Source organism: Pseudomonas sp. MEJ108 (genome assembly GCF_030208985.1).
In the GTDB taxonomy this organism is placed as follows: Bacteria; Pseudomonadota; Gammaproteobacteria; order Pseudomonadales; family Pseudomonadaceae; genus Aquipseudomonas; species Aquipseudomonas fragariae.
The window spans coordinates 121,327-134,116 of the sequence record NZ_JARVSW010000040.1; the positions used below are offsets into that span (position 1 = coordinate 121,327).

Sequence of the window (12,790 nt, forward strand, 5' to 3'; positions counted from 1 at the left end):
ATGAACTCACTGCAACTCGCCCGCGAGGCTGCCAGCGCCGCCCGTGCCCGTTATCGCCAGGGATTCGTCGCGCCGACCGCTGGCGAGGCGCCTGGTCTGACCCAGTGCAACATGATCACCCTGCCACGTGAATGGGCGTATGACTTTCTGCTGTTCGCACAGCGCAACCCGCAAGCCTGCCCGGTGCTGGATGTGACCGAGGCCGGCAGCCACACCACCCTGTTGGCCGAGCAGGCTGATCTGCGCACCGACCTGCCGCTGTACCGGGTCTGGCGTGATGGGCAACTGGCCGAAGAACTGAGTGATGTGAGCCACATCTGGGCGCAGCACACCGATCTGGTCAGCTTTCTGATCGGTTGCAGCTTCACCTTCGAAACCGACCTGATGCACGCCGGCATCGATGTGCGCCACATCAGCGAAGGCTGCAATGTGCCGATGTACCGCAGCAACCGGGTCTGCCGCCCGGCCGGGCGCCTGCAGGGCAACATGGTGGTGTCGATGCGCCCGATCGCGGCGGACCGGGTTGCCGAAGCGGCGCGCATCACCGGGCGCTATCCCGGTGTGCACGGCGCGCCAGTACACGTCGGTGAGCCTGAACTGCTCGGCATCAACGACCTGGCGAACCCTGATTTTGGTGATGCGGTGACGATCAGGCCCGGCGAGATTCCGGTGTTCTGGGCCTGCGGCGTGACCCCGCAGGCAGTGGTGATGGCGTCCCGTGTGCCATTTGCGATTTCCCACGCGCCCGGCCACATGTTCATTACCGATATTCCGGACAGCTACTACCACGTATAGGAGAGGCTCATGCGTTTCTACCCGGCCAACCTGGATGCACTCCTGGTTGAACTGTCGAATCTGGACGAGACCCTGGCCCTGTTCGAATCGTTACAGCAGATGCCCATCGCTGGCGTGGAGGAAATCGTCCCGGCCGCCCGAACGTTGCTGGTGCATTTTCGTCCGTCAGCCATCGGTTTCGAAGCACTGGCCACACAGATCGCCTCGCGCGACATTCGTGGCAAGGCGCGCGAGGCGGGCAAGCTGATCGAAATACCGGTGCATTACAACGGCGAAGACCTGGCCGATGTCGCCCGCGAGCTGGATATCAGCGTCGAGGAAGTCATCAAGCGTCACACTGGCAGCGACTACAACGTTGCGTTCTGCGGCTTTGCGCCCGGATTTGCCTACCTCAGCGGCGGCGCCGGGTTCGTGGTGCCACGGCGCAGCACGCCGCGCACGCGTATTCCGGCTGGCGCAGTGGCACTGGCCGGTGGTTTCAGTGGCATTTATCCACAGGCCAGCCCCGGCGGCTGGCAGATCATCGGGGTGACCACCTCAACCATGTGGGACCTGGGCCGCGACGAGCCCGCCTTGCTCCAGCCCGGCTACCGCGTGCGTTTCCAGGATGCCGGTCCGCTCCCGGAGACTCGTGTGCAGGTTGCCGCACCTGTCCGGCCGCAGGCGACGACGGTCAGCGAAGACTATCTGCAGATCGAGACGCCAGGTCTGCAGACCCTGTTTCAGGACCTGGGGCGTCCCGGTCGCGCGGGGCAGGGTGTTTCCGCATCGGGCGCGCTGGATCGCGGCGCCTTGCGCGCTGCCAACCGCGCGGTGGGTAACGATCCGGCGACGGCGTGCCTGGAAATTCTCATGGGCGGCCTGACGTTCACCTGTCAGGGGCAGACCGTTGTGGCGATTACCGGGGCTCAGGTCAGCGTCGAGGTGCTGACCGCCGAAGGGCAAAAATTGCGGCCGCTGCTTTATGCGCCTTTTTCTCTACAGAACGGCGATCAGGTCAGCATCGGTTCCCCGACTGCCGGCCTGCGCAATTATCTGGCGGTTCGTGGCGGTTTCATTCATGAGCCGGTGCTCGGCAGCCTGTCCACCGACACGCTGGCCCAGGTCGGGCCCGCCGCGTTGGCAGCGGGTGACCGGCTGGGCTTCACGCGCAGAACCGGCGGCCTTTCAGTATCGACTGCCGAACAACCGGCCTTCGAGATGCCGCGTAGCGATGAGGTCATCACTCTGGATGTGGTCATGGGGCCGCGCAGTGACTGGTTCAGCGCCGAAGCACAGCAACTGCTGGCGCAACAGACCTGGCGGGTCACGCCGCAATCCAACCGTATCGGCCTTCGCCTGGCGGGCGAGCAATCGCTGCAACGTGCCGTCGATGGCGAGTTGCCCAGCGAGGGCACCACAGTCGGCGCCATTCAAGTGCCGCCCAGTGGCCAGCCGGTGCTGTTTCTGGCCGATCACCCGTTGACCGGTGGTTATCCGGTCATCGGCGCAGTCGCCACCTACCACCTGGACAAGGCCGGGCAGATTCCGGTCAATGCCCGCATTCGCTTCAACCCGCTGAGCGCCTTCGAGCCAGTGCGCCCCGCCACTTCAGACGAGACCAAGAACAGATGAAAAAGGTTCTGATAGCCAATCGTGGCGAAATTGCCGTTCGTATTGCCCGTGCCTGCCGTGACTACGGAGTCGCCTCGGTGGCGGTGTACGCTGATGCCGATATCGACGCGCTGCACGTGCGTCAGGCCGATGAAGCCTACGGGCTGCAGGGCGAGCGCCCGACCGACACTTACCTGAACATCGAAAAGCTGCTGGCGGTTGCCGCGCGTGCCGGTGCCGACGCGGTTCACCCGGGCTACGGCTTCCTCTCGGAGCGCGCCGAATTCGCCCGCGCGGTGATCGACGCCGGTCTGATCTGGATCGGCCCCGATCCTGCGACCATCGACGCACTGGGCGACAAGGTCCAGGCCCGACGTATCGCCCTGAAAGTCGGCGCACCGCTGGTGGCCGGTACGGAAGACCCGGTAAACGATGCCTCTGAGGTGGTCGCATTTGCCGAGCAGCACGGCCTGCCGATTGCCATCAAGGCTGCCTTTGGCGGCGGTGGGCGCGGCCTGAAAGTCGCCTGGAAGCTCGATGAAGTCAGCGAGCTGTACGAATCTGCAGTGCGTGAGGCGGTGACCGCGTTCGGTCGTGGCGAGTGCTTCGTCGAGCGCTTCCTGGATCGCCCACGGCACATCGAAGCGCAGATCATCGCCGACCGTCATGGCCGGGTGGTTGTGGTCGGCACCCGTGACTGCTCGTTGCAGCGTCGCAACCAGAAGCTGATCGAAGAAGCGCCAGCGCCTTATCTGAATGACGAACTGCGCCAGCGCATTCACGAGTCGGCCCGCGCGGTCTGCGCCGAAGCGGGCTATGTCGGTGCCGGTACGGTGGAGTTCCTGCTCAGCGGCGATGGCACCCTGTCGTTCCTGGAGGTCAACACGCGCTTGCAGGTCGAACACCCGGTGACGGAAGAAACCAGCGGTGTGGACTTGGTCATCGAACAACTTCGCGTCGCCGACGGCCTGCCGCTGTCGTTCGATGGCACGCCTGTGCCGCGCGGTCACAGCTTTGAATTCCGCATCAATGCCGAAGACGCGGGCAACGGCTTTCTGCCGACGCCAGGGTCTATCACTTTATTTCAGCCGCCGTCCGGTCCGGGCGTGCGTCTGGACACCGGCGTGGCAGAAGGCTCACGGGTCTCACCGAACTTCGACTCGATGATCGCCAAGCTGATCGTCACCGGCGCAACCCGCGAACAGGCCATCAGCCGCGCCCGCCGTGCGCTGGCCGAGTTCAAGGTGGAAGGCGTGGCCACCGTGCTGCCGTTCCATCGGGCGGTCATGGACCATGCCGACTTCACCGCGGCCGATACCTTCGCCGTCCACACCCGCTGGATCGAAACCGACTTCGCCGAGCACGTCACCATCGCCCCGCGCAACGCAGAGCCGGTCGATCCCGGCGTGTTGCGCACCTTCGTTGAAATCGACGGCAAACGCCATGAACTGGGCCTGCCTGCTGCGCTGCTGGCCGGCATGAGCCTGAACGCTGCCGCCCCGGCTGACGCCAGCCAGCCAGTCGCCGATGCTCCGGACCCGCACGCAGTGCTGACGCCGGTCGCGGGCAACCTGCATGCCTGGGCGGTTGAAGACGGTGCGACGGTAGAAAAGGGACAGGTGATCGCGATCATGGAGGCGATGAAGATGGAAACATCGATACTGGCGCCGTGTGCCGGAACCGTGCAGATCAGCAAGGAGCCTGGGGGGTATCTGGAGGCGAAGGTGGTGATTGGGCGGGTTGAGGCCTGATTTGATCGTTAATGTGCGTCAGCCGCGTGGGGGCGGCTGACGCATACTGTCAGTCTTCTCAATCCAGCCGCAACTCAGGCGGCTCGGGCGCATCCTTGGTCGCCGGGGTTACGGTAGTGTTCACCGGCTGCAGGGTGGTTTTTCCGGTCGGCGCATTGCCCTTGTCGCTTGGCTCGGCGGGCACCAGTTTGTACTCCAGGCCCTGGGTGTTCTTGAGGTAGATCTCCATCTGGCGGAACGAGATGTTGATGTGCTGCTTCTTGAACTCGCGATTGATGAAGCGGTTGATCTCGTCGAGTACCGGGTTGCGGTCGCCCAGGTCGCGTACGTGCATGCGCAGTTCGTGATCGAGGGTGCTTTCGCCGAAGTTCAGGAAGTACACGATCGGCTCTGGTTCCTTGAGCACCCGCGGGTTTTCCCGGGCGGCTTGTAGCAGCAGGGAGCGGACCAGGTCCAGGTCCGAGCCGTAATCCACGCCCAGCTTGAGGGTTACGCGGGTGACGGTGTCGGTCAGCGACCAGTTGATGAGCTGGCCGGTGATGAAGGTCTTGTTCGGGACGATGATGTCCTTGCGGTCGAAGTCGGTGATGGTCGTGGCGCGGATGCGGATCTTGCTGACCGTCCCCGACAGGGCACCGATGGTGATGGTGTCGCCGATCCGTACCGGACGTTCGAAGAGGATCATGATGCCGGAAATGAAGTTGGCGAAGATTTCCTGCATGCCGAAGCCCAGGCCCACCGACAGCGCCGCGACCAGCCACTGCAATTTGTCCCAGCTCACGCCCAGTGTCGACAACGTGGTGACGAAGCCGACACCGGCGATGGTGTACGACAGCAGTGTGGTCGTCGCGTAGGCACTGCCCTGCGCGAGGTTCATGCGTGACAGCACGAGTACTTCCAGCAGGCCGGGCAGGTTGCCGGCGAGCACGAAGGTGATGACGATGATCACCCCCGCACCGAGGAAGTCGCTCAGGCTGATCGGCACCATGCTCATATTGGCGCCAGTGCCACTGGTGTATTCGTAGAGAATGATGTTGTCCAGGTAGGCGAACACCGTGATCAGCTCGGCCCACACCAGATACAGCGCGCCGACGAATCCGGCCAGCAGGGCCAGACGGATCAGGCGCAGCGACTGCTGGTTGACCTGCTCGATGTCCAGCTTGGGTTCTTCGACCGGAATGTCGCTGTCGCCGTTTTCTCTGGCTGCCTGACGCTTGGCCAGCGCACGCTGATAGGCCAGGCGCCGGGCGGCCACGCTCAGGCCGCGGACGAACGTCGCCTCGACCATCAGCCAGATCATCATCAGGTACAGGGTGTCGATCAGACGGTCGCTGAGCTTGAGCGCGGTGTAGTAGTAGCCAAAGCAGACTGCGAGGAAGAGCGCGACGGGCAACGCCGTGAACAAGACGCCGACGGTTTTGCGGAACAGTGAGGCATTGTGATGCGTGGGGCTGGAGATCAGCAGGCGGCCAAGCAGCCAGGTCATCAGGGCGTAACAGGTCAGCACCACGCCGATTCCCAGCACGTCGTCGGCCAGTGCGGCAGGCTGGTGTTCGGCGACGGCCACTACCGCCACCAGGGCCAGGACCACCAGCCCCAGGCGCCGCACCCAGCCACGCAGGAACTCGACTTGCGCCGTCTCCCAACGGAAGTGCAACTGCGCAACGCCAGACGGGGCAAGCACGCGATAGGCGGTGTAGAACACCAGCCAGGCCAGGGCGATCTGCAGCAAGGCCTCGCCCAGGTTGGCGTTTTGACCGCGGGCGTCGATCTGCAGCGCATAACCGCACAGCGCCAGCCCCAGTGCGACGGGCATGGCCAGCAGCACGTTGATCAGCAGCGCCAGTGGCGTCTTCCATTGGCTGTCCCGCTTGAAGTGACCGATGTCGGCGTGCAGGCGATTGAGCTTCTGGTACAGCGCCTTGCGCCGCCAGGTCAGTATGCCGATCAACAGCAGCAAGGGCAGGAACAGCAGCGGCCGCTGGGTCAGGCCGTCTGACAGTTCGCTGAGGCTGGATGTCCACGGCAGGGTGGCGACCTGCTTTTGCAGGCGCGGCCAGATATTCTGAAACCATTCCACGTCCAGCGGCTTGTTGCTGGGGATCCAGAACATCTGCTCGTCGAGTGTGGCGCGCAGCCCCTGAGCGGTGCTGGTCAGTTGCTTCTGGTTCAGTTGCAGGGTGATGGATTCGTTGAGCAACGCGCTCAGTTCGCGATTGAGGCGCTCCAGCAAGTCACTGCGGGTGATGGCCAGGTCCAGCAGCGTCCGGCGCAGTTGTGGGGTGACGTTTTCAGGCGGCTGGGTAGCGAGCAGCTTTTCGACGTAAGCGGTCGGCGTGCTCATCTGTTCGCGTTGCTGGTTGATGTCGAACTGATACAGGCGAATGTTGGCGATTTCATCGGCCAGACCCTTGTCCAGCTCAAGGTGCGGCAACGCCTGTTTCTGTTTGTAGAGAATCTTGGACAGCAGCAGGCTGCCGCTCAGCACGTTGATCTGCTCGCTGAGGGCTTGGTCGGTTTGGGTCAGGTTGTCGAGCTGCTGTTTGGTCTTGAGGTTCTGCTGGGTCAGTTCGTTGAGGCGATCGGTGCCGCGCAACAGGTAGTCCGAGAGCTTGAGGTTGGCAGCGCTTTCGGTCGCCAGCAGGCTGCTGCCGCCGGACTTCTGCGCTTCCAGGGACAGGTCGGCAACCGTTTTCTGCGACTGGGCGCGGCGCTTGTCGTTGATCAGGGTCTGCAGGTCCTGAATTTCCTGCTCCTGGCGCGCGACTTTTTCGGTTAGCAAGTCATGCTGGCTGTTGCCCAGGTCCTGCAACTGGCTGTTGCCGGCCAGTTCCTGGCGGCGCAGCAGGTTGAGGGCATTGATTGAGGCCAGCTCTGCATTGAGCAGGTTGCGCTGGTCGGCGCTCAGGGTCTTGCCGTTGTCCTTGCCATTCTTGAGGATGGCGTTGATCTGCTGGATGCGCGTCTGGTTGGCGCTGATTTCAGTCTGTGCACGCTCCGGCCGCGTTTGCGCGGTAATGGCCAGGCTGTTGGCGTCGTTGAGTTCGCTCTGCAGATCACTTTGCTGGGTGCTGCGCTGACTGAGCAGTTGCTCCAGCTGCGGCACGTCGAGGCCGCCATAGCGCTGGGCCACAGGCACCACTTTGCTTTCTTTCAGGCGGGCCAGTTCACGCTGGTTTTCCGAAGTCTGTTTTGGCGCTTGGGCGAGCTGCTGTTTGAGCGCTTCGAGTTTCTGTTCGCTGTCCTGCTTGCTGTTCAGAAACGCCAGTGTCTGTTCGAGGACCTGTTGCAGTGCCTTTTGCTCGGCATCAGGCAGCTTGCGGTCGGCAATCTTGTCGAGGCTTTGCTGAACAGCGGCGCTGCTGGGCGGGTCGGCGGCGAGCGCCGGGAAAGAAGACAGGCAGAGCGCAAACAGTGCGGCAGCACAAAAGGAACGCAGGGAAAACATAGACACCGGTCGCATGATGATACGTGTGGGTTGGCAGTTTAAAGGAACAGTCCGGGGCCCGGGCGGGTTCCTTCGGGGAATTTGACGCCCACTTTCTGGATCTTGTTCCCGTCCATGACGGCAACCGTCCAAATAGTTCCATTCCATTCAACCTGGTCGCCGACCACCGGTTCGCCACGGTTCTTCTGCACGATGAACTGGCTGAGCGGCATTCCAGGGTCGATGCCGTCGAGTTTCAGGCCATACAGGGCCGCCACTTCACCCAGCCTTGCGTCGCCTTCGAGCACGAAGTCGCCGAAGAAACGCAGGTCCAGCCCACGCTGCGGCGCCTGGCTGAACAATTTGCCCAGCGCTGGAAGGTCGTGTTCGTGGCCGATCACGCACAGCAGATCACCGACTTCCAGGGTTGTACTGCCGGACGGGTGGAGCAGTTGCTGGCCGCGGAACAGTGCCGCGATACGCGTGCCTTCCGGCATCTTCAGCTCACGCAGCGCCGCGCCGATGCACCACTTTTCAGCGCCCAGGCGGTAGACGAACAACTCCCATTCGCTGGTGACGTGTACCTCCAGCGCGGCCCGGGAAATCGGCGCGGGATCAGGCGGAACCGTCACTTTCAGCAGTTTGGCCATCCACGGCAGGCTGGTGCCTTGCAGCAACAGCGAAACCAGCACGATGAAGAACGCCAGGTTGAAGTACAGCTGCGCATTGGGCAGCCCGGCCATCAGCGGGAACACCGCGAGGATGATCGGTACCGCGCCACGCAGGCCGACCCAAGCGATAAAAGCTTTTTCGCGATCATGGAAAGCCTTGAACGGCAGCAGGCCGACCATCACCGACAGTGGACGTGCCACCAGAATCATCCACAGCGCCAGACCCAGCGCCGGTATCGCAATTGGCAGCAGATCGTGCGGCGTGACCAGCAGGCCCAGTACCAGAAACATGCCGATCTGTGCCAGCCAGGCCATGCCGTCGAGCATGTGCAGGATGCCGTGGCGACTGCGAATCGGCCGGTTGCCGAGCACCAGACCGCACAGGTAGACCGCGAGAAAACCGCTGCCGTGGATGGCGTTGGTCAGGGCGAAGATCGCCAGGCCACCGGCAATCACCAGAATCGGGTAGAGGCCAGCGGCCAGATTGATGCGGTTGACCAGCTGCAGCAGGATCCAGCCGCCGCCCAGACCGATAAAGCTGCCGATCCCGAATTCCTGGATCAGGTGCCCCAGCAGTCCCCAGTGCAAGCCGGTCTGACCGCTGGCGAGCATACCGATCAGGGTGACAGTCAGGAATACCGCCATGGGGTCGTTGCTCCCCGACTCGATCTCGAGGCTGGCGGTAACGCGCTCGTTCAAGCCTTTGCCGCCCAGCAGGGAGAACACCGCCGCGGCGTCTGTGGAGCCGACGATCGCGCCGATCAACAGGCCCTGAATAACGCTGAGATTGAACAGCCACGCAGCCATCATGCCGGTCAATACCGTGGTGATCAGCACGCCCACCGTCGCCAGCGACAAGGCCGGCCACAGTGCAACCCGGAAACTGGCCACCCGCGTTCGCAGCCCGCCGTCGAGCAGGATCACCGCCAGCGCAAGGTTGCCGACCAGGTAGGCGGTCGCGTAGTTGTCGAAGATGATCCCGCCGCCATCGACGCCTGCAACCATGCCTACGGCCAGAATAATGACCAGAATCGGAATGCCCAGGCGCGACGAAAGAGAACTGACCAGGATGCTTGCGGCTACCAGCAACGCGCCGATCAGGAACAGGCTGTTGATGGTGGTGGCGTCCAAGGGCGGTACTCCGTAGAAAACTGAATTGCAACGAGAGGGGCGAAAACTGACCATGCAGTCCGCATGCCAAGCGATTTAACCTGTTGAATTGCTTGGCTGTCAAAGATCAATTCAGGGCGATTGACCCAGAGCGGCGCTCCCGGGCTCACGATTGGTTGCAATCCAGCGGCTGACGCATAGCTATATACCGCAGACCAGACCTTCTTGCTCACTACTGTCGGGGCTCCTACCACCAAGAAGGTTTTCATCATGGATGATGAGTTTGCAGCACATTACGACTTCGACGATGCCGACAGGGCTGGCGATGATGACTCTGACGCAGCGTTCCGGAAACGGGTAGACGAAGACTTTTCGGTCAGCGATTACTTCCGGCTCAACCCGATCAACCTGCAGTCACCTGCCGCCCTGGCTGCGCGGGATGTGGCACAGGAATGCCAGTCGCGGTGGGGCGTCGAGATTGATCCGGACGACACCCTGATCGCCACTCTGTATATCGAAGATCCGAGGCTCTACCCCGCACCTCACCGCGCCAATGTCGTTCACTCGATGACACTGACCCAGGCGCTGCTGCGTAACTGGCAGCAAAAGGGCAATGGCAACTGGTTTGATCACCTCGGGCATTTGCAACCCCACAGTGATGGCGGTTTCGACTGCCAGGTCGTGGACGAGAAGCTGCTCGCTTCCGACTGCGTCGCTTACGAGGCCATCTACCGAAAAACCAGCCCGCAGCGCTATGACGCAACGACACAACTTGGCATCAATGCCGAGGCATTCAAGCAATACATCTGGGATCACAATCTGCAATCAGGGTATATCGCTTATCTGAAGCAGTTCTGGCACGCGCATGGCGAAGACTACAACCTGATGCTAAAGGCCGGGTTGTTCAAGGCAGCCTGGCTGCAAGCCGACGAAAATACCCTCAAGGCCGAGCACAAGGCCATGGTACTTGAGGCGCTTGGCCTGCCCGGCGATCAGGGCTGGAAAACGCTGAGTTTCGACGATTTTGTCGCTGCCCCGATTGCCACCCGTGTGACGATTTCCGAGCTGCTGGTTCACGGTTACAGTGCCGTCGACATCATGGTCATACGCAGCGCCGATTCGCCGACCGTGCTGCTCTATATACCCGGTAATTCGTCACCCATTCATGCCTTCAAGAACGCAGACGAACTCAAGGAATGGGTCGCGCTGATGTGCAGGGACCCCGGCAAGCGCCGTTCTTTGGAGGCGCACTTCAGTGCTGCCGATGACCTGGATGGCTTTTTCTACAGTGGTGTGGCCACTGCCCTGAAAGGCTTTGCCGTCTACCCGAAGCTGCTGGACTCCGCGACGGGGGCATGGAACCCCCGAAAGCTGGTGCAGTTTGGCGAACCTCTGCAGCCCTGGCCGTTCTCGCACTTCAAGACTCGGGTCAGGGCAAAGTCCGAAATCGATGCGCTGCAAAAAATCCGCAGCCATGGCGACTACTGGAAAGAGGAAGCCAGCAGCGGTTTGAGCGAATGCGTGTCCGTTCTGGGTGGCGTTGCCATCGTCTTTCCCGAGCTGATGCCGGTGGTCGCAGGGCTGTCTCTCGCGCTGGTCGGGTTGGGTGTTGACGCCGCCGTGAATGGTCACACGCTGGAGGAGCGTCAGGCTGGGCTTGGGCGGATTGCCTTCGGCGTCTTGAACGCGCTGCCGATTCTCGGCGAGGAGGGTGAGGCGGTCGAGGCCGGAGTTGAAACAGGGCTGGTTGACGAGACGGGTGGCGGCTATGAGGTGCCAGGGGCATCGACTGAGATCGACCCTGTCATCGATATTGAGCCAGCCCCGGTTTTCAGGCCGGAACCCCCGGCACTGCGCTCGCTTGACAAGAAAATGCGCCGCCTGTTGCGCGCGCTTGAAGCGCCTCAGGAACTGCCGGGACTTGCGTCGGGCGAAGTGGCGGGTATCTATCCGCTCGAAGGCAAACGCTACATCGAACTGCATGATCGTGCGTTCCGGGTGGAGTGGGTGCCGCAGGAGAAACAGTACCGAATTCGCTCCGCCGCGGATCCTCGTGTGTGGGGGCCCTATGTGAAGACTGTCGACACCGGCTACTGGGACCTGGACCTCAAGCTGGGGCTGCGCGGCGGGGAAAGTTTCGACGGTACGCAGTTGCCGCCTGCCAGTGAAGCAGAAAGCGTCGTAGTACCGGTGGTGCCCGGCGAGCCGAAAATCGAAGTCCAGCGCTGGGCCCCCAAGCTGCAGGTCGAATTGCCTATGGACGGTATCAGCATCGAGGAGGTACTGAGTCAATCAAGAGGGACCGTCATAGAGAAGTATTTCGTTCAGGTGAGGGGGGAAAAGACGAATGTCTATTACGACCCCGATATTCGTTGCTGGCGAACTGACCCATCTGACAGGGACGGCTTGGTGTGGCTGGATCGCGACGGGGTGTGGAACCGCGGTTCCAAAGACACATTCCAGAAACTTGAGGCAAATCTGCCACAGAGCCAGCGTTTCGAGTTCTATACTTTTCCTCGTGTACCGAGCCTGCCGGCAGACGCCAAACCCATAAGCCGCATCGTTCACCACATCTGGATGGGGGAACGAACGCCGGGTGCAGACCTCCTGGAAAAGATGCTGAGCAACATGCGCACCAGTCCGGATTTGCGCTTTCAACTGCACATAGATATCGATGACCCGGCAGCTGACCAGCAGTTGTTCGATTACTTTTTTGAACAGCCGCAAATGCATATTTCCCGCCTCAAGGAAGAAGCGTTCTATCCAGACTTCCTGAGCGGCGAAAACGGCGAGGCATTCAATTACTTCCGGCACTCGGATAACCGTAATTACGCTGCTGCCTCGGATATTTTGCGCTATCGGCTGATTGACGAGTATGGCGGTATCTATGTCGATTGCGACGACACGATCAACGTCCCTTTCGCAAAATTTCCATTGAAAGCCGGTCCGAATGACGTACTGCTGGGAAGGGAACTGCAGGCGGAGCATCTGGGTTATAAAGGGCCGGGAAACAGTCACTTCGGCAGTCACCCGAACAATCCTGTTTTAAAACAGATGCTCAAGGAGATAAAGGTACGCTTCGACAGCGAGAAGCAGACCAACGAAGCGTTCTTCAGCACCCGCAGGCCCTACATCGACCGTACCGACGACGCCACGAAAGCCGCATCAAAAGCCAGGATGACGCCTTATATGACACGTATTTCGGACTTGACCGGCCCCAAACTGATGTCAGATGTTTTGCGAAGGCTGCGACCTGACTGCTTCGATTTGCTGGCGCGCTCCTATCTTCCGCCTGATCAAGTCCTGTCCGTCATATACGAGGCCTATCTGAAGGATACCGTGGACTTCTATTTCCCCTTCAAGGCCACGGCGAAGATTACTCCAGGCTCTGCGAACGAGTGGTAGCGTTCAGTGGACAGGCCAGTGGCTGAGCCCGAACCATC

The 12,790-nt window shown here is 61.5% G+C and carries 6 protein-coding genes; 4 read left to right on the top strand and 2 right to left on the bottom strand.

What is annotated here, in order from left to right; translation table 11 throughout:
• Genes QRN50_RS17980 through QRN50_RS17990 form a run of 3 tightly spaced genes read left to right on the top strand, consistent with a single transcriptional unit; the run spans nt 1 to nt 4,139 of the window.
• Complete coding sequence (locus QRN50_RS17980) at nt 1–795, top strand: putative hydro-lyase (RefSeq protein ID WP_057456927.1); 795 nt, start codon at nt 1–3, stop codon at nt 793–795.
• A gap of 9 nt (nt 796–804) precedes the next feature.
• On the top strand, nt 805–2,409 hold the full coding sequence (locus QRN50_RS17985; protein ID WP_096126593.1) for a 5-oxoprolinase subunit B/C family protein: 1,605 nt from the start codon (nt 805–807) through the stop codon (nt 2,407–2,409).
• Nucleotides 2,406–4,139 (top strand): ATP-binding protein, encoded by a 1,734-nt coding sequence (locus QRN50_RS17990; RefSeq protein ID WP_096126594.1) that lies wholly within the window; start codon nt 2,406–2,408, stop codon nt 4,137–4,139. Before QRN50_RS17985 ends, QRN50_RS17990 begins: the two co-directional genes overlap by 4 nt.
• 58 nt (nt 4,140–4,197) lie before the next feature.
• Here the strand turns inward: QRN50_RS17990 and mscK are convergent, their stop codons facing one another.
• Nucleotides 4,198–7,587 carry a mechanosensitive channel MscK gene (mscK, locus tag QRN50_RS17995; protein ID WP_003404597.1) on the bottom strand — a complete coding sequence of 1,130 codons (3,390 nt, stop codon included), beginning with the start codon at nt 7,585–7,587 and terminating at the stop codon, nt 4,198–4,200.
• 38 nt (nt 7,588–7,625) lie between these two features.
• Nucleotides 7,626–9,368, bottom strand: coding sequence for a potassium/proton antiporter (locus QRN50_RS18000; RefSeq protein WP_003414375.1), 1,743 nt, complete (start codon nt 9,366–9,368; stop codon nt 7,626–7,628).
• A 249-nt stretch (nt 9,369–9,617) separates the two neighbouring features.
• On the opposite strand from QRN50_RS18000, the gene QRN50_RS18005 reads away from it, so the two are divergent.
• Nucleotides 9,618–12,752 carry a dermonecrotic toxin domain-containing protein gene (locus tag QRN50_RS18005; protein WP_096126595.1) on the top strand — a complete coding sequence of 1,045 codons (3,135 nt, stop codon included), beginning with the start codon at nt 9,618–9,620 and terminating at the stop codon, nt 12,750–12,752.
• Nucleotides 12,753–12,790 lie beyond the last annotated feature (38 nt).

Bases quoted from the DNA above. Each gene is read 5' to 3' on its own strand.
- QRN50_RS17980 (WP_057456927.1), top strand. From the start codon at position 1: ATGAACTCACTGCAACTCGCCCGCGAGGCTGCCAGCGCCGCCCGTGCC.
- QRN50_RS17985 (WP_096126593.1), top strand. From the start codon at position 805: ATGCGTTTCTACCCGGCCAACCTGGATGCACTCCTGGTTGAACTGTCG.
- QRN50_RS17990 (WP_096126594.1), top strand. From the start codon at position 2,406: ATGAAAAAGGTTCTGATAGCCAATCGTGGCGAAATTGCCGTTCGTATT.
- mscK (WP_003404597.1), bottom strand. From the start codon at position 7,587: ATGTTTTCCCTGCGTTCCTTTTGTGCTGCCGCACTGTTTGCGCTCTGC.
- QRN50_RS18005 (WP_096126595.1), top strand. From the start codon at position 9,618: ATGGATGATGAGTTTGCAGCACATTACGACTTCGACGATGCCGACAGG.